Origin of the sequence: Paracoccus haematequi, from assembly GCF_900631945.1 — a bacterium.
Lineage (GTDB): Bacteria > Pseudomonadota > Alphaproteobacteria > Rhodobacterales > Rhodobacteraceae > Paracoccus > Paracoccus haematequi_A.
Genome location: NZ_UZWE01000035.1, coordinates 12,481 through 33,947, shown reverse-complemented (window position 1 = coordinate 33,947; position 21,467 = coordinate 12,481). Strand labels below are relative to the sequence as shown.

The following is a 21,467-nucleotide window of genomic DNA, read 5'->3' as shown; positions in this document are numbered from 1 at the left end:
CGTTTTCAGCGATCCAAAGGCCCAGGACCTCGCGCAGGCCGTCACGGGTCACGCCAAGGGCGATGTAGACAGCCTTGTTCTTGACCATCCGGCTGTCGGCATCGCGGATCTTCACCCGCAGTGCATCAAAGATCACGATCGGATACATCCGGTCCAGTGCCCGGCTTTGCCATTCCCGAACCTCGTCCAGAACCGCGTCAGTGACGCGGCTGATCAGGTCGGGGGAGACCTTCAGGCCGTAAAGTGCCGGTCAGTCCAGGGCCACGGTGTCTTTGCGCAGGATGGATTGCAGTTCCATCGTGTCGGGGTCGATCCGCACCAGATGGCCGTCGACGATGGCGTAGCGGCTGCCGGGCAGGTCGGTGCCCAGGCCGTAGCGGCCGGGAAAGTCGATGAAATTCGTGGCGTCGGGGGAAAGGATGTCGCCGGGGCGCAGCGGTTTTTGTTCCGACCGGGCCATCGCGGCCTGGGTCGTGCCCTGGGCCTGGGGCGCCTCGTTGCTGGATATTGCGATCAGGACGGCTGCCGCTGCGGCAGCCGCGATCACCATGATCTTGCGTATCATCGTCTTGCCTGGCTGTGTCGACCTTCCGCGATGGAAACCGGGCGAACGCTGCCCCGGTTCCCTGATGGCGTCACAGTTCCGTCATGTCAGCCGTTTTTTTCGACGAACCGTGGCAACATTGCCGAAAAGTCGCGGCCGCGTCCGCCTTCCTGTTCCACGAAGCGGTCGTAAAGCTGCCGGGCCAGCGCGCCCATCGGCGTATCGGCCCCGGCGGAGGCCGCCGCCGCCTGCGACAGGTTCAAGTCCTTGAGCATCAGTTCGGCCGCGAAGCCGGGCTTGTAGTCGTTGTCGGCGGGGGATTTCGGCCCCACGCCCGGCGCCGGGCAATAGGCGTTCATCGACCAGCTGTAGCCGGAACTGGTGGACACCACGTCGAACATCTTCTGCCGGTCCAGGCCCAGCTTGTCGGCCAGCGCGAAGGCCTCGCAGGTGGCGATCATGGTGACGCCCAGGATCATGTTGTTGCAGATCTTGGCGGCCTGGCCCGCGCCCGCATCGCCGCAATGGACGGCCTTCTGGCCCATGATGTCGAACAAGGGCGCGACGGTGGCGAATGCCTCGTCCGGCCCGCCCACCATGAAGGTCAGCGTGCCCGCCTGCGCGCCGCCGATCCCGCCCGAGACCGGCGCATCCAGCGCCCCGAGGCCCGCCGCACGGGCCTGATCCGCGACAGCGCGGGCGCTGTCCACATCGACGGTTGAGCAGTCGCAGAGGATCGCGCCGGGACGCATCGCCGGGATCACCTGATCCGCGACCGCCCGCAGGATCTGGCCGTTGGGCAGCATGGTGATGACCACATCCGCGCCCGCCGCCGCCGCCGCCGCGCTGTCGGCCATGGTCAGGCCATCCGGCCGGGCGGCGGTATCGAAGCCCATGACCTGATGACCGGCCCTTGCCAGGTTCAGCGCCATCGGCGCGCCCATGTTGCCAAGCCCGATGAATGCGATCTTCATGCCGGTTCCCTCCAGGTCAGTTCGTGATGCCCCAGCGGGGCCAGCAGTGCCGCGACATGGGCGGGGCTGGCATCGGCCATCCACCTGGGCTTGCGGTCCTTGTCGATGATCTGGGCGCGCACCCCTTCCAGGAAGTCGGTGTCCTGGGTGGCCCGAGAGGTAAAGCGGTATTCGCGGGCCAGCGAATCCTGCATCCGGGCGTCGTCGCGCGCGGCCCGAACCATCGCCAGCCCCGCCGCCATCGACAGGGGCGAATTGGCGTGCAGGATCTTCAGGGTCTGGGCGTCGCCGTCCTGTTCAAGCGCGTCGATGATGTCGGCGACCGTGTCTTGGGCAAACGGCGACAGGTCCATTGTGCGCAAGGGCGCGGTGGGGGCGTCCTCGCCCTCAATCAGCGACAGGTCGCCGGTGGTTTCCAGCCGGGAAATCAGGTCGGGCCAGCGGTCCTCGGGCAGGTAGATGTCGGCGAAGCCCGCGTGGATCGCGTCGCCCGCGCCCATCCGGGCGCCGGTCAGCGCCAGGTATTCGCCGATCCGCCCCGGCGCGCGGGACAGAAGCCAGGTGCCGCCCACATCGGGGATCAGGCCGATGCCGGATTCGGGCATGGCGATCTGGGTGGTGTCGCCGACGATGCGGTGGCTGGCATGGCCCCCCACGCCGACGCCGCCGCCCATCACGAAGCCCTGCATGAAGGCGACGATGGGCTTGGGATAATCGGCGATGGCGGCGTTCATGCGGTATTCGTCCGCGAAGAACTGCTGCCCCAGGGCGTGATTGCCCGCCAGCCCGGCGCGATAGACCGCCGCGATGTCGCCGCCCGCGCAGAAGGCGCGCTCGCCCTCGGCGTCGATGATGACCAGGGCCACGTCGGGATCGTCGCGCCAGCCGTCAAGGGCGCGGTGGATCGCCAGCGCCATGTCGTGGCTCAGCGCGTTCAGCGCCTTGGGCCGGGTGAAGGTGATGCGCCCGGCGCGGCCGGTCTTGCGGATGTTCAGGTCGTTCATGTTACCCCCGTTCGGCCAGCATCGCCCGTCCGACGATGAGGCGCATGATCTCGTTGGTGCCTTCCAGGATCTGATGCACGCGCAGGTCGCGCACGATCTTCTCGATCCCGTAATCGGCCAGATAGCCGTAACCGCCATGCAGTTGCAGGCAGCCGTTCGCCACCTCGAAGGCGCGGTCGGTCACATGCAGCTTGGCCATGGCGCAGAACTTGGTGGCGTCCGGCGCGGCGTTGTCCAGCTTCCACGCCGCCTGGCGCAGCAGGATGCGCGCCGATTGCAGCGCGGTCTCCATCTCGGCCAGGCGGAATTGCAGGGCCTGGAACTGGTCCAGCGTCTGCCCGAAGGCGCGGCGTTCGCCCATATAGGCCAGCGTCGCGTCCAAGGCCGCCTGAGCTCCGCCAAGCGCGGTGGCCGCGATGTTCAGCCGCCCGCCGTCAAGCCCCGCCATCGCATAGGCAAAGCCGCGCCCTTCCTCGCCCAGCACGTTTTCGGCCGGGATCCTGCAATCGTCGAACTGGACCTGCGCGGTGGGCTGGGCGCGCCAGCCCATCTTGTCCTCGGGGGCGCCAAAGGACAGGCCGGGCGTGCGGTCGGGAACGATGACCGCGCTGATTCCGCGCGGCCCGTCGCATCCGGTGCGGGCCATGACGATATAGGCGTCCGAATACCCGCCGCCCGAGATGAAGGCCTTGGTCCCGTTCAGCCGCCAGCCGCCATCGGTCCGGTCAGCCCGCGTGCGCAGGGCGGCGGCGTCCGATCCGCTGCCGGGTTCGGTCAGGGCATAGCTGAACACGGTCTCCATGCTGCACAGGCCGGGAAGCCAGCGGGCCTTGGCGTCGGGCGACCCGAATTTCTCGATCATGCCGCCGCACATGTTGTGGATCGACAGGAAGGCCGCGACCGAAGGACAGGCCATCGCCAGCGCCTCGAAGACCAGGGTGCCGTCCAGCCGCGACAGGCCGGATCCGCCATGATCCTCGGACACGTACAACCCGCCGAAGCCCAGGGCGGCGACATCGGACCACAGGTCGCGCGGGATGGTGCCGTCGGATTCCCACTGGCGGGCATGGGGGGCGATGCGATCGCGGCCGAAATCGCGCGCCATGTCGAAGATCGCCTGCTGTTCCTCGGTCAGCGCGAAATCCATGCCCTTATTCCCCCCGTTAGAAATTGAACATGCGTTTAATTGCCCGGCTTGTCCCGATTTGGCAAGGGTTGCAGGCCGTGGTGGAATTCCGCGATCAGGTGGCGGACCAGTTCGATCAACGCCTCGTCCCGCGTCGCGCCCGCGGCCATGGCGCGGGCCAGAACGGCGCGCTGGCGGGCTGCGGAGCCGCCTTCGGCCACGATGTCGCGGGTGCGGGCGACCTGGGGCTGGCTGTCCAGGGCATCGGCGTCCTGGGCGATCAGCGCCAGCCAGTCCTCGACCGCCTGGCCGAAGGGGATGATCGTTTCCGCGCCAAAGTCGATGGGGCCTTCGGTCATGCCGTATCGCGCGGCGCGCCAGCGGTTTTCGGCGATCAGGAACGGGTCGTATTGCCGCCAGCGTTGGTTTTGCCGCGACAGCCGCCACAGCATCCGCGTGGTGGCCTGGATCAGCGCAGCCAGGGTGATCGTGTCGTCCAGCCGGGGCGAGGCGTCGCAGACCCGCGTCTCCAGCGTCGGGAATTTCGACGACGGGCGCAGATCCCACCAGATCTTGCTGCTGTCCTCCAGGATGCCCAGGCCGATCAGCGCCTGCACCGATCGCTCGAACTCCTCCCACCCGCTGAATTGCGGCGGCAGGCCGGTGCGCGGCATTCCTCCGAAGACGGTCGTCCGATACGAGGCCAGCCCGGTGTCGCTGCCCTGCCAGAACGGGCTGGAGGCAGACAGCGCCAGCAGATGCGGCAGGAAATAGGTCATCTGATTCATCAGGTCGATGCGCAGCGCCGGCGATTCGATGCCGACATGGACATGCATCCCGCAGATCAGCATCCGCCGCGACACCGCCCCCATGTCCCGCGACAACTGGTGATAGCGGTCCTTGTCGGTGTGGAACTGGTCGCGCCAATCCGCGAAGGGGTGGCACGACGCCGAGATCGGCGCCAGCCCGTAATCCGCCGCGATTCGCGCCACCGTGCGGCGCAGATGCGCCAGGTGTTCGCGGCCTTGGGCGATGTCGGCCGATACGGGCGTTCCGACCTCGATCTGGCAGCGCAGGAATTCCGGGGTCACGCTGTCGCCCAGGGCGTCGCGGCAGGCCTGCATCATGGCGTCGGGGGCAGGGGCCAGATCGCCCGTGTCAGGATCGACCAGCAGATATTCCTCTTCGATGCCCAGGGTGAAATCGGGTGTGCTGGTCATGGCCGCCTTCATCGTTTGCCGCATGGAACCCGTCGGCGCGGGCGGGCGCAAGGCCCGCACCGTTGCAACACGGGCGAAAGCCGACATTTTTCGTGTTCAGGTAGAATTTATCTCTTTCTACTCGCCAAAACCCGCGATAAAGAGCCAGCTAGCATTTGTTTAAAAGTTGAGTGTTCCAATGAACCTGCTGAGAAAAGCTGCCCTGGCCGCCATGCTGGCCCTGCCGGGCGTGGGGGCTTCGGCCGCCGTCATCGACTTCTCCAACGCCTCGCTGGGAACCCATACCGGCTATGTCGAGGACGGCTTCGTCTTCGACAAGGTGCGGGTCGTCAGCGCCTCCTGCGCCAACAAGTCCAAGCAGAACTGCGCCGCCGAAAACGCCTTCCGCGAGACGACGCTGACGCGTCTTGGCGGCGGTGGCTTCACCGTGAACAGCCTTTGGTTCAGCATCGTTTCGGCGGCAAGCCCGATGAAGCTGGTCGGCGACAAGGGTTCGGTGACGCTGGCGGTGGGCGATATGCTGGGCGGCGTGGCGATCCAGATGGCCAAGGGCTATGCGGCCGATCTGTCCCGGAACGGCGTCTTTCAGAACATCGGCTTTCTGAAGATCGTCGACCTGACCCTGGGCGATCCGGGCACCGGCCATTTCAAGGGCAACCTGCGCTTCGACGACCTGGACGTGACCGAGGTCGCGCCGGTGCCGCTGCCTGCCGCCGGCGGGCTGATGCTGGCGGGGATGGGCGGCTTCGCGATGCTCCGCCGTCGCAAGCGCCTCTGATCGAAAAGGAAAGGGCGGGGACCATCCCCGCCCTTCGCCGTTTCAGTCCATTGCCTTGAAGTTCAGCGCCACGCCGTCCTTGATCCCCGAGAACCAGCGTGCGGTGACGGTCTTGGTCTTGGTGTAGAAGCGGAAGGCGTCCGGGCCATACTGGTTCAGGTCGCCGAAGGCCGATTTCTTCCAGCCGCCGAAGCTGTAATAGGACAGCGGCACCGGGATCGGGAAGTTGATGCCGACCATGCCCACATTGACCCGGCTGGCAAAGTCGCGCGCCGTGTCGCCATCGGCGGTAAAGATCGCCGTGCCGTTGCCGTAATCGTTGTCCATGACCAGCTTCAAGGCGTCCTCATAGCTGTCGCGGCGCACCGTGGTCAGGACCGGGCCGAAGATTTCCTCTTTATAGATCTCCATGTCCGGGGTGGCGCGGTCGAACAGCGACGGGCCGCAGAAGAAGCCGTTCTCGTAACCCTGGATCTTCAGGTCGCGGCCGTCGACGACCAGATCCGCGCCCTGATCCACGCCGGACGCGATCAGCCGGTTGATGCGGTCCTGCGAGGCCTTGGTGATGACCGGGCCGAAATCCACGTCCTCGCCCGCGGTATAGGGGCCGACCTTCAGCTTCTCGATCTTCGGCACCAGCCGCTCGATCAGCGCGTCCGCCGTGGCATCGCCCACCGGCACCGCGACGGAAATCGCCATGCAGCGTTCGCCCGCCGCGCCGAACCCCGCGCCGATCAGCGCATCCGCCGCCTTGTCCAGATCCGCGTCGGGCATGATGATCATGTGGTTCTTGGCGCCGCCAAAGCACTGCGCGCGCTTGCCGTTGGTCGCCGCCCGGCCATAGATGTATTGCGCGATCGGCGTGGACCCCACGAAACCCACCGCCTGGATCACGTCATGGTCCAGGATCGCGTCCACGATTTCCTTGTCGCCGTTCACCACCTGCAACACGCCATCGGGCAGCCCGGCCTGTTGCGCCAGCTTCGCCAGCAGGATCGAGGTCGAGGGCACGCGTTCCGACGGCTTCAGGATCATCGCGTTGCCGGAGGCAAGCGCCGGACCCATCTTCCACAGCGGGATCATGGCGGGAAAGTTGAAGGGCGTGATGCCCGCGACCACGCCCAGCGGCTGGCGCATCGAATAAAGGTCGATGCCGGGGCCGCCATTGTCGGTGAATTCGCCCTTCAGCATGGCCGGGGCGCCCATGCAGACCTCGATCACCTCAAGCCCGCGCTGCACATCGCCGCGCGCATCGGGCAGCGTCTTGCCGTGTTCGCGGCTGACCAGTTCTGCCAGGGCGTCCATGTTGTCGTTGATCAACTGGCCGAACTTCATCATCACGCGGGCGCGGCGCTGCGGGTTGGTGGCGGCCCAGCCGACCTGCGCCTTGGCTGCGCTTTGGATGGCGGCGTCCAATTCGGCCGGGGTGGCCAGAGGGACACGGGCGATCACCTCGCCCGTCGCGGGATTATAGACATCGCTGAAGCGGCCCGAGGTTCCCTTGACCTCTTTGCCGTCGATCCAGTGCGAAAGTTCTTCCATGGCATCCTCCTGATCTGCGGGCAGCCTAGCCTTGCGGAATTGCCGGATAAAGAGGAAGGATGGCAAAGACGTTTTGCATTCTTGCAAAGGCGGTGGGATGGACTGGGACGACCTGCGCATCTTCCTGGCGGTGGCGCGCACCGAAAGCCTGTCGGGCGCCGGGCGCAGGCTGGGCATGGACGCGTCGACCATCGGCCGCCGCATCGCCCGGCTTGAGGGCGCGGTGGGCGCGGCGCTGTTCGCCAAGACGCCGCAGGGATATGCCCTGACGGCCGAGGGCGCGCGCCTGATCGCCCCTGCCGAAGCGGCCGAGCAGGGCGCCAATGCCGCCGCCGAGGCGGTGCGGCGCGAGGCCGGACTGACCGGCCAGCTGCGCATCGGCGCCCCGGACGGCTGCGCGAACTATCTGCTGCCGCAGGTGGCGCGCGACCTGTGCGCGGCCCATCCGGGGCTGGACATCCAGATCGTCGCCCTGCCGCGCGTGGTGAACCTGACCAAGCGCGAAGCCGACATGGCGGTCGCCGTATCCCCGCCCGACACCGGGCGGCTGACGGTGCAGCGTCTGACCGATTACCACCTGCACCTTGCCGCGCATCGGGATTACCTGCGCGCGGCGCCCCCGATCCGCGATCTGGCCGATCTGCGCGGGCACCGGATGATCGGCTATATCCCCGACATGATCTTCGACCGCGAACTGGATTACCTGTCGGAAACCGGGGTCGAGAGCGCGGCGATCACCTCGAATTCCGTGTCGGTGCAGATGCAGGCGATCCGGGCGGGGGCGGGGCTGGGGATCGTCCACGACTTCGCCATCCCCTTCGCGCCGGGCGTGGAGCTGGTCCTGCCCGACCGCATCGCCCTGCGCCGCAGCTTCTGGCTGATCCGCCACGCCGACGACCGCGCCTCGCGCCGCCTGTCGCTGCTGGCCGACTTGCTGGCCCAGGGCCTCAGGGCCGAGGTCGCGCGGCTTGAATCGCAACTTCGTCGCACTTGACGGATCACGATTCGGGGAAAATGATGGATTTAGCAAAAACGCCACCGGAGGATGTCCCATGCTCGTCAATCAGCTGCTGTCGATGAAAACCGCCTCGGGCAAGCCCGGCATCGAAGCGCAGACGATCCTGACCATCCGCCCCGAGGCGACCCTGGGCGAGGCCGTGAGGATGCTGGCCGACCTGCGTGTCGGTGCCGTGGTGGTGTCCAGCGACGGCAGGAAGCCGCAGGGGATCCTGTCCGAACGCGACATCGTGCGCCAGCTTGGCGCGCATGGGCCGGACGTGCTGTCCACCCCCATCGCCGAGGTGATGACCCGCGACGTGCAGACCTGCACCCTGGCCGAGGACGCGCTGGCGATCTTGGAACGCATGACCCAGGGACGTTTCCGCCACCTGCCCGTGGTGGACGACAACGGCGAGATGCTGGGCGTTGTGTCCATCGGCGATGCGGTCAGCGGGCGGCTGAAGGAACTGGCCGCCGAAAAAGAGGCGCTGACCGGAATGATCATGGGCGCCTGACGGCGCCGCAATCGCTTGCAATCCCGGCAGGAATCCGCTTTCCCTGCGGGGCAGGCAAGCAAAGGACGCCCGTTCATGCGTATCGGTCTTTACCCCGGCACCTTCGATCCGATCACGCTGGGCCATGTCGACATCATCCAGCGGGCCATGGCGCTGGTGGACCGTCTGGTGATCGGCGTCGCCATCAACCGCGACAAGTCGCCCCTGTTCAGCCTGGAAGACCGCGTGGCGATGGTTAAGGCCGAATGCGACCAGATCGCCGCCCGCACGGGGGGCGAGATCGTCGTCCATCCGTTCGAGAACCTGCTGATCGACTGCGCCCGCGACGTCGGCGCGCAGGTGATCGTGCGCGGGCTGCGGGCGGTGGCGGATTTCGAATACGAATTCCAGATGGTCGGCATGAACCGCGCCCTGGATGCCAGCATCGAGACCGTGTTCCTGATGGCCGATGCCCGGCGGCAGGCCATCGCCTCGAAGCTGGTCAAGGAAATCGCCCGCCTGGGCGGCGACGTGTCGAAATTCGTGACGCCGCCGGTCCAGCAGGCGCTGTCGGACCGCTTTGGCGGATAGGGCTTGCGACAATTTGTCGCGCTGCTAGCATCCGGTCGAACGCGCGCCCTGACTTGACAACCGGAGGGATTCCTTGACCCGGCCCGACCTGCCCGCGCGCGACGACCACAACTTGCCCGACGACATTCCTGAACCCGCCCAAATCGCCCTGTCGGATCTGTCCGCCGCGCTGACCCTGGGTTGGCGCGATTTCCGCCGCGCGCCCGCCTTCGGCCTGATGTTTTCGGCCTTCTATGTGTTGGGCGGCTGGGCGCTGGCCTCGGTCGCCTTCGCGTCGGGGCGGGACTGGTGGCTGATTCCCTTCATCCTGGGCTTTCCGTTGATCGCCCCCTTCGCCGCCACCGGCCTTTACGAGGTCAGCCGCCGGATCGAGGCGGGCCAGCCGCTGGAAACGGCCCGAATCCTGCGCGTGGTGTTCGAACAGCGCCAGCGGCAGATCCCGTCGATGGCGATGGTGATCCTGCTGCTGTTCATGTTCTGGGTCTTCGTCGCCCATACCGTCTTCGCGCTGTTCATGGGCGTGTCGGCGCTGACCCATATCACAAGCTCGGCCGAGGTGCTGTTGCAGGGCAGGGGGCTGGCGATGCTGGTTCTGGGCACGTTGATCGGCGGCGGTTTCGCGGCGGTGCTGTTCAGCTTTACCGTGGTCGGTCTGCCGCTGCTGCTGGACCGGGAAGTCGATTTCATCACCGCCATCATCACCTCTTGCCGGGCGGTGGCGGCCAATCCGGGCGTCATGGCGGCCTGGGCCGCGCTGATCGCGATCTGGCTGTTCGTGGCGATCATCCCCGGCTTCCTGGGGCTGCTGATCGTGCTGCCGGTGCTGGGCCATGCCAGCTGGCACATCTATCGCCGGGTGATGGCGAACTAACCCCGGCCGATGAAGGGCATGTTGGTGGCCATCACCGTCATGAACTGCACATTCGCGCCCTGCGGCAGGCCCGCCATGTGCAGCACGGCATCGGCCACCACCGACACGTCCATCAGCGGCTCGGCGTTCGGGGAATTTGTGCTGACCTGGCTCAGCAATTCGGTCGCGGCGTTGCCGATGTCGATCTGGCCGCAGGCGATCCCGAAGGGCCGCCCGTCCAAGGACAGGGATTTCGTCAGCCCCGTGACGGCATGTTTCGAGGTCGTATAGGCCACCGATCCCGGCCGCGGCGCATGGGCGGAAATCGAGCCGTTGTTGATGATCCGCCCGCCCTGCGGCGCCTGCGCCCGCATCACGCGGAAGGCCGCGCGGGCGCACAGGAACATGCCGGTGACGTTGACGGCGATGACGTCGCGGAATGCGGCGGGGTCCATGGCGTCGGGCGTGACCGGATCGGCGCCGCGCCCGGCATTGTTGAACAGCACGTCCAGCCGCCCCCAGGCGGCATGGGCGCGGTCGAAGGCGGCGTCGACCGCCGCGTCATCCGTCACGTCGCAGGGCAGGATCAGCGCCGGAGCATCGCCCGCCGTGTCGCGCAAGGCATCGGCCCGGCGGCCCAGCAGCCCGACCCGCCATCCCGCCGCCAGGAAGCGCCGGGCGGTCGCCCGCCCGATGCCGCTGCCCGCGCCGGTGACGATGATGGTGCGCGCCTGGGCCATCAGACGGCCCGCTGCCGCTGCTGGCCCAGCCCGTCGATTCCCAGCCGCATCACCTGCCCGCGCCGCAGATAGACCGGCGGGTTCTGTCCCATGCCCACGCCCGGCGGCGTTCCGGTGGCGATCACGTCACCCGGATGCAGCGTCGTGAAGCGAGAGGCATAGGACACGATTTCCTCGGGTCCGAAGACCATCGTCGCGGTGCTGCCGTCCTGGAAGCGGCGGCCGTCCACCTCCAGCCACAGGCGCAGGGCGCGGGGGTCGGCGATCTCGTCCGCCGTGACCAGCCAGGGGCCGATGGGGCCGAAGCCGTCATGGCCCTTGCCCTTGTCCCAGGTGCCGCCGCGCCGCAACTGCCAGTCGCGTTCGCTGATGTCGTTGATGACGCAATAACCGGCGATATGGGCTGCCGCCTTGTCCAGGGCGATGTTGCCGCCGCCGTCGCCGATGACGATGCCCAGTTCCACCTCCCAGTCCGTCGCGGTCGAATCCGCGGGCAGGGGCAAATCGTCGTCCGGCCCGGCGATGCAGCTTGTCCACTTGGTGAACAGGATCGGTTCGGCCGGAACCTCCATCCAGGCCTCGGCGGCATGGTCCGCATAGTTGAGACCGACCGCCAGGAATTTGCCCACGCCCGCTACGCAGGCGCCCAGCCGCAGATCCTGCTGCGGCACGCCGTCGACCAACGGCAGCGAGGCCGGGTCGATTGCGCGCAGGGCCGCCAGACCGTCGCGCGTCAGGCTGGCGCCCGCGATGTCGGCGACATGCGCGGACAGGTCGCGCACCCGGCCGTCGCCGTCCAGAAGCCCCGGCCGCTCGGACCCCTTGTCGCCATATCGAACCAGTTTCATGCGTTCCCCCCTGTAATCCGGTGGCCGAAGCCTAGCCGATCCCGCACGGTGCGACTTTCCCCGTTTGCCACATGCTTTATGCGGGCGGGGGCGAAAGTCCGGGATGGTCGGCCCAAGCGAAACGGCCCGCGCGGGGCGGGCCGTTCCCTGCCCGTCAGGCAGGTGCTATTCGGTGGCGGGCGGCGCCAGCTTCTTGGTGGGGCCGTTGGCGATAGGATCTTCCTGCCGCTGGACAGACCCTTCGAAATGCGCGCCGGATTCGATGGCGATGGTCTTGTGGATGATGTCGCCTTCGACGCGGGCGCTGGCCGACAGGCGCACCTTCAGGCCCCGGACGCGGCCCACCACGCGGCCGTTCACGACAACCTCGTCGCCGACGATCTCGCCCCGGATGGTGGCGCTTTCGCCGATCACCAGCTGATGGGCGCGGATGTCGCCTTCGACGGTGCCTTCGATCTGGATGTCGCCCTCGGTGCGGATATTGCCGGTCACCGTCAGATCCGACGACAGGATCGACGGCGCGGACCGCCGCGCGGGCGCCGTCGGGGCGGATTCGGCCCGGTCATAGCTGGGCGAGACAGGGGATTCGAACGAGGTGGTGGGGTCCGAGGCTGCGGGGGTCTGCGGTTTCTCGGTCACGCGGGTCTTACTGAACATTGCTTGCTGCCTTGATGAAGCTCATCGGGTCAACCGCCCGACCCTTCATGCGCACCTCATAGTGCAGATGCGGCCCGGTCGAGCGTCCGGTATTGCCCATATCACCGATCCGCTCGCCTTGCGACACCCTTTGACCGACCTTCACGCGAATCCGCGACAGGTGGCCATAGCGCGTCTCGACCCCCAGTTCGTGCTGGATCTTGATCAGGTTGCCGTAGGCGCCCTGGCGGCCTGCATGGGTCACGATGCCGTCGCCCGTCGCATGGATCGGCGTGCCGACCGGCGCGGCCATGTCGATGCCTTCATGCGCGCGGCCCCAGCGGCGCCCGAAGCCCGAGGTATAGCGGAACGAATCCTTGACCGGCATCGCCAGCGGCAGCTTTTCCATGGCGATGCGATAGGTGTTCATCTGGTCCAGCGTGACGATGATCTGGTTGGCCTTCGTTTCGCTGTTGGTCAGGGCCGCATCGCCGCGGGTGGACCGGCCCATCGGCGTCAGCGGACCGCCCTGGCCCGAATAACCCTCGCGAATCGTGTCCAGCACGTCCTCGGGGTTCATGCCGACCGACCGGAACACGTCGTCCAGCGGCTTGACCGAGACGCTGACGGCGTTTTCCAGCTGGGTCAGGATTTCGTCGTTGCGGGCCAGGATCTGATCGCGTTCCAGGGACAGTTCCTCGACCGCGCGGCGGGCTTCCTCGGCCTGCTGGACGGCGGTGGCGCGTTCGTCGGCGGTCTGGCGCAGCTCTCCGGTCAGGATGTCCAGGGCGGCGGCGACTTCCTGGTCGCGGGCCGGATCGGCGTCCCCGGCAGGCGCGCCATCGGCCACCGTGTCGTTGCGATCGCTGATCGCGCTGCGCAGGGTGGATTGCACCACATCCAGCCCGGCCTCCAGCTCGCGGCGCTTTTCCTCGGAGGCGAGCAGTTGCGACTGCATCTGCGACACCTGCTCCAGCGCGACGGCAAAGCGGTTCTGCGCGGCCAAGGCCTCGGCCGCGCGGGCGTCGCGTTCCTGGGACAGCTCGGTCAGGCGCTGTTCGAAGGCGGTCTGGGTGCTGGCGATGCCGCCGCGCGACGACCCCGCGCTGATCGCGTCGATCGCCAGGACCGAGCTTGCGACCAGCGTCCAGCCGAAGGCCAGGGTGATGCCGCTGATGCCGACAAGCTGGGTCAGGGGGCGCAGGCGGACGAACCGGCTGTGATCGTCGGACCGCAGGAACAGGCGCTTTTCCGGCAGGATGCGTTCCAGCGAAGCGTTCAAGCGGTTCGTCACGTTTGGCAAATCATGTCCCCCGACATCGCGCCCCGGTTGAATCGGGCGACCTGGTTCCAGTTTGAAGGGGGTTAATCGCATGTGTGCCTTCCTGGCAACATGCCGGACGAAAACGGTTCCAGCGATGCGCGGAACCTTGCCCCTGCGGGCGAAAATCCGCCGACCGGCCACAAGATGTAGAACGGACGCTCAGGATATTTCATAGGGTAGTGGTCCGTTGCGATCCGCGGGTATCCGCAGGGGCCGGTCTATGGGCGGAACCGACCGCTGGTGGCAATCCGGGCGCGGGCAGATCCGGCAGGAAATTCCGATGGGTTCGAAGGCGCGCGGCTTGGTCAGATCCAGCCCGTCGGCATAGACGACGCTGCCCGCATGCGTCACCTCGCAGCCCAGGCCAATGGCGAAGCGGCGCACCGGGGCGTTGAAGGCGCCCGCATGTTTCGACACGTCGCGCGACATCAGCAGATAGCGCATCCCGTCCGGCGTCTCGGCCAGTTGGCGCAGGAACCGGCCCGGCTGCTCGAACGCCTGGTGGACGTTCCACAACGGGCAGGCGCCGCCGAAGCGGGCGAATTGCAGGCGCGTGGCGGAATGGCGCTTGGTGATGGTGCCCGCCTGATCGACGCGGACGAAGAAGAACGGCACCCCCTTGGCGCCGGGGCGTTGCAGCGTGGACAGCCGGTGCGCCACCTGTTCCAGCGAGGCGCCGAACAGATGCGACAGCCGCTCCAGATCGTGACGCTCGGCCTGGGCGGCGGCCAGGAAGGCGCGATAGGGCATCAGCGCCGCCCCCGCGAAATAGTTGGCAAGTCCCACCCGCGCCACGTCCCGCGCGGTCTGGCTGCGGAAGCGGGCCAGATCCAGGGTCGCGTCCAGCAGGTCCGATTGCCGTTCCAGGGCCACCAGATGCAGAAGCTGGAACAGTTGCGTGGGCCGCTCGGCCGCGGCGTTCACCTGGATGTCCTGGCCCAGGCGGCGGAACACGGCATTGGCGGGCAGTTCGGCCCGCGTCACCCGGATGCCGCGCTGCGCAAGCGCCGCCACCCCCGCGTCCCACGGATCCAGCCGCTGACCCGCCGGGCAGGCAAAGCGTTCCGCCGCGCGGTCCACCGCGTCGATATAATTGTCGCAGTAATGGAAGAAGTCGCGCACCTCTTCCCACGGGGTGGACAGGGCGTTCTGGCCTGATGCGCCGATCGCCTCGTCCAGGGCGGCCAGCCGTTCCTGGCCTTGGCGGTGGGCGCGGTACAGATCCAGGAAGGCGCGGGCCAGCACAGGGGCATTGGTCGCGGCCAGGCGCAGGTCGGCCAAAGGCGGGGCGGCGTCGAAGATCGGATCGGCCAAGGCCTCCTGCATGTCGATGACCATGCGTTCCGCGTCGCCCGCGGCCAGCGTTGTCAGGTCGACGCCGAATTCCTGCGCCAGCCGCAGCAGCACCCCGACCGAAATCGGCCGATGGTTGTTTTCCATCTGCGACAGATAGGGCAAGGACACCCCCAGCCGTTCGGCGAACCGCTTTTGCGTCAGCCCGCTGCGTCCCCGCGTTTCGCGCAGCGACGTGCCCGCATAGATCTTCTGAGTGGCCATCCCGCTCCCCCATCTTTGCAAAAGCTGCCATAGCGTTTGCAAAGCGGCCAGGGCAAGGGCCGCGACGGTGGAAGGGGGCAGGGGACGAGTCAGGATCATGGCGGGATGGTGACGCAAGAATGCTAAGATATCGTTGCCGCTTGCGCAGGAACGGGCGTCGGGTTTTCATCGCGCCATGAAACAACGCAACGGCAACCGCATCCTGACCGGAACCCGAATCCGCGAACGCCGCCTGGCGCTGTCGCGCCGACAGGCGGACGTGGCGCGGGCCGCCGGGATTTCAGCGGCATACCTGAACCTTATCGAACACAACCATCGCCCGGTGGGCGATCACCTGGTCCTGCGTCTGGCCGCCGCGCTGGAGGTTTCGGCCGCCGAACTGGCCGAGGGCCGGGAAGAAGCCCAGATCGCCGCCCTGCGCGAGGCGGCGGTGCGTCTGCCCGACGACGTGGCCCCCGAACTGGACCAGGCCCCCGAACTGCTGGCCCGCTTTCCGGGCTGGGCCGCCGGGCTGATCGCCACCGCGCGGCGCGCCGATGCGTTGGAACGCCAGCTTGTCACGCTGTCGGACCGGATGCGGCAGGATCCCTATCTGCTGGCCACCCTGCACGAGGTTTTGTCGGCGGTGACCTCGGTCCGGTCCACGGCCTCGATCCTGGCGGAAGGGGGCGAGATCCCGCCCGACTGGCGGGCGCGGTTCCATGCCAACCTGGATGCAGACAGCCTGCGCCTGTCGAATACCGCGCAGGCACTGGTCGCCTATCTGGACAGCTTCGAGGCGCAGGACGCCATCTTCACCCCGCAGGAGGAAGTCGAGGCCTGGCTTGCCGCCGGTGCCCCCCCGGTCGAGGACGCCAGCGATCTGGCCTCGGACGCGGGGCGCGCCCTGGCCCGCGCGCATCTGCTCCGAATGGAGGAAGAGCGCGCGGCCCTGCCGGATGCCGCCCTGGCCGTGGCGGCACGGGATCCCGATCCGCTGCGGATGGCTCAGCGTCTGGGCCAGCCGCTGGATCTGGTGATGCGCCGCCTGGCCGCGCTGAAGCCGGTCGGGTTCGAAGCCGCGGGCCTGCTGGTCTGCGACGGATCGGGCGCGCTGACGCTGCGCCGTCCCAGCCTTGGCTTTCCGCTGCCCCGGCCGGGCGACGCCTGCCCGCTATGGCCGCTGTTCCAGGCGCTTGCGACGCCGCAGACCGCCATCGCCCATCTGGTCGAAGCGCCGTCCGGCCGCAGGTTCCGCACCCTGTCGCTGGCGACCCGCCATCAGCCGCTGGGCACCGACGGGCCGGTCCTGACGCGCGCGCAGATGTTGATCCTGCCCGAGGAGGCGGGGGCGCCTGCCCGTCCCGCCCTGCCGATCGGACCGGCCTGCCGGATCTGCCCGCGCGCCGAATGCGCGGCACGGCGCGAACCCTCGATCCTGCTGACGGCCTGAACACAGGCTTTGACAGCACCCGCCCGGCCGTCACATTATCGTGGGAAATGGGGGGACCATTCGCCGAATGCTCGACATCCTGATGATCGAGGATGAACCCAACATCGCCGAGGCGGTGCGGTTCATCCTGTCGCGCGAAGGCTGGCAAGTCGCGCTGCATGGCGACGGCCTGGGCGGGATCGAGGCGATCCGGGGGGCCAAGCCGCGTCTGGTGATCCTGGACGTGATGCTGCCGCACCGTTCGGGGACCGAGATTCTGGCCGAACTGCGCGGCGATCACGATCCCAGCCTGGCGGCGACTCCGGTGCTGATGCTGACCGCGCGCGGGCAGGCCGGGCTGGAGATGCCTCAGGCCGATGCGGTGCTGGCCAAGCCCTTCGCCAATAACGACCTGCGCGCGATGGTGCGCCGGATGCTGGTCTGAGGCTGCGCCGTGCCCGACCGGCCGCTGTTTCTCGAACGCGCCTCGTTCCGGCGCAGGCGGCTGGGCGATGCGGCCCGCGTGCTGCCGGTGCTGGCCGCGATCCTGGTGCTGGCCCCGGTCTGGTGGGTGCCCGCCCAGGTCAGCTTCGCGGCGGGCGCGGTCTGGCTGTTCGGCCTGTGGGCCGGGTTGATCGCCGCCGTCTGGGCGCTGCACCGCGCGCTGCGGCGGGCCGATGCCGCGACGCTGCGCGCCCGCCAGGCCATCGCCGCGTCCCCGGAGGACGACCATGCCCTTTGAGGCGCTTGTCGCGGGCTGCCTGGCCTATGTCGCGCTGATGTTCGGCGTGGCCTTCGCCGCCGACCGCGCGGCGTCGCGGGGCAAGGCGGGGTGGCTGGATCATCCGGCGGTCTATACGCTGTCTCTGTCGGTCTATTGCTCGGCCTGGACGTTCTATGGCGCGGTCGGCTATGCCAGCCGGTCGGGGCTGGAATTCGCCACCATCTATCTGGGGCCGACGATCGTCTTTACCGGGGCCTGGTGGGTGCTGCGGCGGTTGGTCCGGGTGGCGCGGATGCACCATGTCACCTCGATCGCCGATCTCGTCTCGGCCCGGTTCGGCAAGTCGAACCGGCTGGCGGCCCTGGTCACGCTGATCGCGGTGATCGCCGCCACACCTTATGTCGCGCTGCAACTGCAATCCGTCAGCCTGTCCTTCGAGGTCTTCGCCACCGACAGCCTGGCCGACATCCCGATGGGCGGCAGCGGCGGCACGGCGCTGTGGGTGGCGGCGGGGCTGGCGCTGTTCACCATCGTCTTCGGCACCCGCAACCTGGCCGCCGACGAACGCCACCACGGTGTCGTCACGGCCATCGCGCTTGAGGCCCTGGTCAAGCTGCTTGCCTTCCTGGCGCTTGGCATCTTTGTCGTCTGGGGGCTGGCGGACGGTCCCGGAGACATGCTCGACCGGATCGAGGAAACGGCCTCAAGCCCCGGACATGACGGCTGGATTTTGAAACCTGACCGTTGGACGGCGCTGATCATCGTGTCCGGCGCGGCGATCATCGCCCTGCCGCGCATGTTCCAGGTTCTGGTGGTCGAGGCCGCGGACGAAGATCGGCTGGCCGTCGCCGGCTGGGCCTTTCCGGCCTATCTGTTCGCCATGTCGCTGTTCGTGCTGCCCATCGCGGTGATGGGACGGCAGCTTCTGCCCCCCGACGCCAACCCGGACCTGTATGTGCTGACGCTGCCCGCCCATGCGGGCCAGAACTGGCTGGCCTTCCTGGTGTTCCTGGGCGGCTTTTCGGCGGCGACATCCATGGTGGTGGTCTGCACCATCGCCCTGTCCACCATGATTTCGAACCACTGGCTGACGCCCTTGTGGCTGATGCTGCGCCGCAAGCCGCAGTCGGGCGACCCCGAGGATCTGCGCGGCTTCGTCCTGAACGCCCGGCGGCTGGCGATCCTGGCGGTGATGGCGGTGGGCTGGGTCTATTACCGGGCGTCGGGGGGGGCGGCGACGCTGGCCTCGATGGGGTTGGTGGCGTTCACGGGCATGGCGCAGGTGCTGCCCGCGATGATCGGCGGCCTGCTGTGGCGCGGCGCCAACCGGCATGGCGCCTATGCCGGGGTGGGCACCGGGTTCCTGCTGTGGCTGGCGCTGATCTTCCTGCCCTCGGTCGGGATCGGGTCGCCGCCCGCGCTGCCGCCGGGCGTCGATCCGCTGGCCTTCGCGATCTTCCTGTCGCTGACGCTGAACACGCTGGCCTTCATCGCCATGTCGATCTTCGGGATGCCCGATCCAGTCGAACGCCTGCAAGGCCTGTCCTTCGTCAGCGCCGTCGATCCGGTCCGCCACAGCCGCGTGGCGCGCGGGTCCGACCAGGCCGAGCCGCTGCTGGTCATGGCCCGCCGCGTCTGGGGGGCCGAGGATGCGCTGCGCTTCTTCCAGTCCGAGGCCGCGTTCCAGGGCAAGTCCGGCTATCTGCCCGACCTGACGCCGCGCTTTCTGACCCGGCTGGAACGGCGCCTGGCCGGATCCATCGGCGCGGCCACCGCCCACGCGATGATCGACAGCGTGGCGGGTGGGTCCGAACTGACCGTCTCGGATCTGATGCAGGTCGCGACCGAGGCGCGGCGCGCCAAGGAGGAAACGCAGCGCCTGGAAAACGCCCGCGCCGAACTGGCGCGCACCGCCCGGCAGCTGCAAGAGGCCAATGACAAGCTGACCGCCCTGTCGGTCCAGAAGGACGCCTTCCTGGGCCAGATCAGCCATGAACTGCGCACGCCCATGACCTCGGTCCGGGCGTTTTCGGAAATCCTGCGCACGCCGGATCTGTCCCCCGCCGACCGCGACCGCTTTGCCGGGATCATCTATGACGAATCCGGCCGCCTGACCCGGCTGCTGGACGACCTGCTGGATCTGTCGGTCCTGGAAAGCGGCCAGGCGCAGCTGTCGGTCACGCCCGCGAACCTGCACGACCTGATCGAACGGGCGCTCTCGGCGGCCTCGGCCACGCGTCCCGAACGGGTCTTCCGGGTGGAACGAGAGCCCCTGTCCGAATATGTGGGCGTCATTACCGATGCTGACCGGCTGTTGCAGGTGCTGATCAACGTCATCAGCAACGCGCGCAAGTATTGCGACGCCGAACCGCCCGTCCTGACGATCCGGGTGCGCCGGACCCTGCGCGGCGGCGCGCAGATCGACATCATCGACAACGGCTCGGGGATCGAGACCGCGCGCCAAGCCCTGATCTTCGAAAAATTCGCCCGCCTGAACGACCCGGCGCGGGCAGGGGGCGCGGGCCTGGGCCTGGCGATCTGCAAAGAGATCATGGCCAACCTGGGGGGAGAGATCACCTATCTGCCCGGCCAAGGCGGCGCGGCCTTCCGCATCGTGCTGCCGCGTCGGCCCCCGGTGCCGGTGAATGCCGGGTTGCGGCAGGCATAAACCCTTTCTCAACCGCTTCTTGCCACAGTGCAGGTCAAGCAAGGGCGATTCGGGGCGATCATGGCGCAATCTGGTCAGGCGGGACTGTTGAAAACGCTGCTGCGGGTGCGCAAGGGCGATTCGGACAGGCCCGGACGCATTCCCCAGCCTCAGCCCCTGTCGCCCGCCCGTGCCGCGGCCAATGCGGTGGGGCGCGCGGCCGAACGGCTGTACCGGATGCCCGTCCTGCCGGTCGAGATCAGGCCCGGCATCGCGACCCTGGCGGATCTGCCGGAACTGCTGCCCGACCCGTCGCTGCTGATCGTGCTGCAAGGGCCGGGCGACCAGATCGGCATGATGGCCCTGGGGTTCGAGACCGTCACCGCCTTGATCGAGGTTCAGGCTTTGGGCCGGATTACCGGGCGGCCCGCCGAACGCCGCCGCCTGACCCGCAGCGACGCGGCGATCTGCGTCGATTTCGTCAATGCGCTGATGTCCGAACTGGGAACGGAAATGGCGGCGGTGGACGGCTTCGGGCCGATCCACGGCTATCGCTATGCGACCCATCTGGACGATCCGCGCCCGCTGATGCTGATGCTGGAGGATCGGCCTTATCGCAGCCTGTCCTTCGACCTGCGCTTCGGCGGCGCGGAAACCCGCGACGGCCGGATTCTGATCGCCGTCCCCCACAAGCCCGACGCGCGCCCGGCCCTGCCGCAACCCGCCGCACGGGCCGCAGCCCCCGCAGGCTCCGCGCCCCAGCCCGAGGCCGCCCAGGTCCAGACGCTAGCCCGCGCCATGGCCGAGGCCCCGGTCGAGGTGGTGGGCATCCTCTGCCGCCGGACCATGACCCTGGGCGAATTGCGCGCCCTGGTTCCGGGCAAGTTGATGGCCCTGCCGCGCGTCACCCTGGCCGAAGCCCGGCTGGAGACGCCGGACGGCCAACTGCTGGCCACCGGCAAGCTGGGCGAGGCCGAGGGCTGCCATGCCCTCCGGCTGCATGACGCGGCCGGAACCGTTGCGCCGCCGCGGCTGGACCCCGCTTCCCCGTCCGTCGCGCCGCCGCCCGCCGATCTGGCCGACAACGACCCGTTCCGCGCCGCACCGGAGGCAGAGGTCGTGGCGGTGCGCGGCCTGGGGGCGTGAAATGCTCTTTACACTTGAAATCCGGGCGTTGGGGTCGCATTTAACCCCGGTCCCGAATCAGGCGGGGCGATCAGGATGGAGTGAACATGGCCAAGGAAGAAATGCTCGAATTCCCCGGCGTCGTGAAGGAACTCCTGCCGAATGCGACGTTCAGGGTCGAGCTGGAAAACGGCCATGAGATCATTGCGCATATGGCAGGAAAGATGCGCAAGAACCGCATCCGCGTCCTTGCCGGCGACAAGGTGCAGGTGGAAATGAACACCTATGACCTGTCCAAGGGACGGATCAATTACCGCTTCAAGTGACGCGGCC

General features: G+C 68.0%; 23 protein-coding genes and 1 pseudogene. 12 read left to right on the top strand and 12 right to left on the bottom strand.

Annotated elements, in window-relative coordinates:
- The 6 genes and pseudogenes from PARHAE_RS12500 to PARHAE_RS12475 form a co-directional block, all read right to left on the bottom strand.
- Positions 1–244: pseudogene (locus tag PARHAE_RS12500) on the bottom strand (transposase); the annotation flags it as partial.
- Positions 245–250: 6 nt separating this feature from the next.
- Positions 251–565, bottom strand: coding sequence for a hypothetical protein (locus PARHAE_RS12495; RefSeq protein WP_126154943.1), 315 nt, complete (start codon positions 563–565; stop codon positions 251–253).
- Positions 566–651: 86 nt separating this feature from the next.
- Positions 652–1,518: a 3-hydroxyisobutyrate dehydrogenase gene (gene mmsB, locus PARHAE_RS12490; RefSeq protein WP_126154942.1), complete on the bottom strand. Its 867-nt coding sequence runs from the start codon at positions 1,516–1,518 to the stop codon at positions 652–654.
- On the bottom strand, positions 1,515–2,522 hold the full coding sequence (locus tag PARHAE_RS12485; protein WP_126154941.1) for an enoyl-CoA hydratase/isomerase family protein: 1,008 nt from the start codon (positions 2,520–2,522) through the stop codon (positions 1,515–1,517). The genes mmsB and PARHAE_RS12485 overlap by 4 nt, the downstream gene beginning before the upstream one ends.
- 1 nt (position 2,523) lies before the next feature.
- Positions 2,524–3,669: an acyl-CoA dehydrogenase family protein gene (locus PARHAE_RS12480; protein ID WP_126154940.1), complete on the bottom strand. Its 1,146-nt coding sequence runs from the start codon at positions 3,667–3,669 to the stop codon at positions 2,524–2,526.
- Between the two features lie 35 nt (positions 3,670–3,704).
- On the bottom strand, positions 3,705–4,868 hold the full coding sequence (locus PARHAE_RS12475; protein ID WP_126154939.1) for a carboxylate-amine ligase: 1,164 nt from the start codon (positions 4,866–4,868) through the stop codon (positions 3,705–3,707).
- On the opposite strand from PARHAE_RS12475, the gene PARHAE_RS21100 reads away from it, so the two are divergent.
- Both PARHAE_RS21100 and PARHAE_RS12470 read left to right on the top strand, forming a co-directional pair.
- The gene (locus PARHAE_RS21100) at positions 4,867–5,031 is read left to right on the top strand and encodes a hypothetical protein (RefSeq protein WP_164555235.1); all 165 of its coding nucleotides are present in this window, start codon (positions 4,867–4,869) and stop codon (positions 5,029–5,031) included. The two genes, PARHAE_RS12475 and PARHAE_RS21100, sit on opposite strands and share 2 nt — an antisense overlap.
- A 15-nt stretch (positions 5,032–5,046) precedes the next feature.
- Entirely contained in the window at positions 5,047–5,646 is a 600-nt protein-coding gene (locus tag PARHAE_RS12470) for a VPLPA-CTERM sorting domain-containing protein (RefSeq protein ID WP_126154938.1), read from the top strand.
- A gap of 42 nt (positions 5,647–5,688) precedes the next feature.
- Here PARHAE_RS12470 and PARHAE_RS12465 read toward each other — a convergent pair whose 3' ends face one another.
- Positions 5,689–7,188, bottom strand: coding sequence for a CoA-acylating methylmalonate-semialdehyde dehydrogenase (locus PARHAE_RS12465; protein WP_126154937.1), 1,500 nt, complete (start codon positions 7,186–7,188; stop codon positions 5,689–5,691).
- A 97-nt stretch (positions 7,189–7,285) separates the two neighbouring features.
- Here PARHAE_RS12465 and PARHAE_RS12460 point away from each other — a divergent pair, with 97 nt between their 5' ends.
- The 4 genes from PARHAE_RS12460 (at position 7,286) to PARHAE_RS12445 (ending at position 10,143) form a co-directional block, all read left to right on the top strand.
- Positions 7,286–8,182 (top strand): LysR family transcriptional regulator, encoded by an 897-nt coding sequence (locus PARHAE_RS12460; RefSeq protein WP_126154936.1) that lies wholly within the window; start codon positions 7,286–7,288, stop codon positions 8,180–8,182.
- 58 nt (positions 8,183–8,240) lie between these two features.
- On the top strand, positions 8,241–8,702 hold the full coding sequence (locus PARHAE_RS12455; RefSeq protein ID WP_126154935.1) for a CBS domain-containing protein: 462 nt from the start codon (positions 8,241–8,243) through the stop codon (positions 8,700–8,702).
- Between the two features lie 75 nt (positions 8,703–8,777).
- The gene (coaD, locus tag PARHAE_RS12450) at positions 8,778–9,272 is read left to right on the top strand and encodes a pantetheine-phosphate adenylyltransferase (protein ID WP_126154934.1); all 495 of its coding nucleotides are present in this window, start codon (positions 8,778–8,780) and stop codon (positions 9,270–9,272) included.
- Between the two features lie 73 nt (positions 9,273–9,345).
- Complete coding sequence (locus PARHAE_RS12445; protein ID WP_126154933.1) at positions 9,346–10,143, top strand: DUF2189 domain-containing protein; 798 nt, start codon at positions 9,346–9,348, stop codon at positions 10,141–10,143.
- On the opposite strand, the gene PARHAE_RS12440 is transcribed toward PARHAE_RS12445, so the two are convergent.
- The 5 genes from PARHAE_RS12440 to PARHAE_RS12420 all read right to left on the bottom strand — a co-directional run bounded on the left by PARHAE_RS12440 (position 10,140) and on the right by PARHAE_RS12420 (position 15,227).
- Positions 10,140–10,862: an SDR family oxidoreductase gene (locus PARHAE_RS12440; RefSeq protein WP_126154932.1), complete on the bottom strand. Its 723-nt coding sequence runs from the start codon at positions 10,860–10,862 to the stop codon at positions 10,140–10,142. The genes PARHAE_RS12445 and PARHAE_RS12440 overlap by 4 nt on opposite strands.
- Positions 10,862–11,710 carry a fumarylacetoacetate hydrolase family protein gene (locus PARHAE_RS12435; RefSeq protein ID WP_126154931.1) on the bottom strand — a complete coding sequence of 283 codons (849 nt, stop codon included), beginning with the start codon at positions 11,708–11,710 and terminating at the stop codon, positions 10,862–10,864. The genes PARHAE_RS12440 and PARHAE_RS12435 overlap by 1 nt, the downstream gene beginning before the upstream one ends.
- Before the next feature lie 165 nt (positions 11,711–11,875).
- Positions 11,876–12,367 (bottom strand): bactofilin family protein, encoded by a 492-nt coding sequence (locus PARHAE_RS12430; RefSeq protein WP_126154930.1) that lies wholly within the window; start codon positions 12,365–12,367, stop codon positions 11,876–11,878.
- Positions 12,357–13,628 (bottom strand): M23 family metallopeptidase, encoded by a 1,272-nt coding sequence (locus PARHAE_RS12425; protein ID WP_241232795.1) that lies wholly within the window; start codon positions 13,626–13,628, stop codon positions 12,357–12,359. Before PARHAE_RS12425 ends, PARHAE_RS12430 begins: the two co-directional genes overlap by 11 nt.
- A 201-nt stretch (positions 13,629–13,829) precedes the next feature.
- Positions 13,830–15,227: a helix-turn-helix domain-containing protein gene (locus tag PARHAE_RS12420; protein ID WP_126154928.1), complete on the bottom strand. Its 1,398-nt coding sequence runs from the start codon at positions 15,225–15,227 to the stop codon at positions 13,830–13,832.
- Positions 15,228–15,402: 175 nt separating this feature from the next.
- Between PARHAE_RS12420 and PARHAE_RS12415 the strand changes: the two genes are divergently transcribed.
- The 6 genes from PARHAE_RS12415 to infA all read left to right on the top strand — a co-directional run bounded on the left by PARHAE_RS12415 (position 15,403) and on the right by infA (position 21,460).
- Entirely contained in the window at positions 15,403–16,659 is a 1,257-nt protein-coding gene (locus PARHAE_RS12415; RefSeq protein ID WP_126154927.1) for a helix-turn-helix transcriptional regulator, read from the top strand.
- 67 nt (positions 16,660–16,726) lie between these two features.
- The gene (locus tag PARHAE_RS12410) at positions 16,727–17,083 is read left to right on the top strand and encodes a response regulator transcription factor (RefSeq protein WP_241232794.1); all 357 of its coding nucleotides are present in this window, start codon (positions 16,727–16,729) and stop codon (positions 17,081–17,083) included.
- Positions 17,084–17,092: 9 nt separating this feature from the next.
- On the top strand, positions 17,093–17,380 hold the full coding sequence (locus PARHAE_RS12405) for a hypothetical protein (protein WP_206436944.1): 288 nt from the start codon (positions 17,093–17,095) through the stop codon (positions 17,378–17,380).
- Positions 17,370–20,030 carry an ATP-binding protein gene (locus PARHAE_RS12400; RefSeq protein WP_126154926.1) on the top strand — a complete coding sequence of 887 codons (2,661 nt, stop codon included), beginning with the start codon at positions 17,370–17,372 and terminating at the stop codon, positions 20,028–20,030. The genes PARHAE_RS12405 and PARHAE_RS12400 overlap by 11 nt, the downstream gene beginning before the upstream one ends.
- 87 nt (positions 20,031–20,117) lie before the next feature.
- Positions 20,118–21,155: a FliM/FliN family flagellar motor C-terminal domain-containing protein gene (locus PARHAE_RS12395; protein WP_126154925.1), complete on the top strand. Its 1,038-nt coding sequence runs from the start codon at positions 20,118–20,120 to the stop codon at positions 21,153–21,155.
- 86 nt (positions 21,156–21,241) lie between these two features.
- Positions 21,242–21,460 carry a translation initiation factor IF-1 gene (gene infA, locus PARHAE_RS12390; protein ID WP_036636451.1) on the top strand — a complete coding sequence of 73 codons (219 nt, stop codon included), beginning with the start codon at positions 21,242–21,244 and terminating at the stop codon, positions 21,458–21,460.
- The last annotated feature ends 7 nt before the right edge of the window (positions 21,461–21,467 follow it).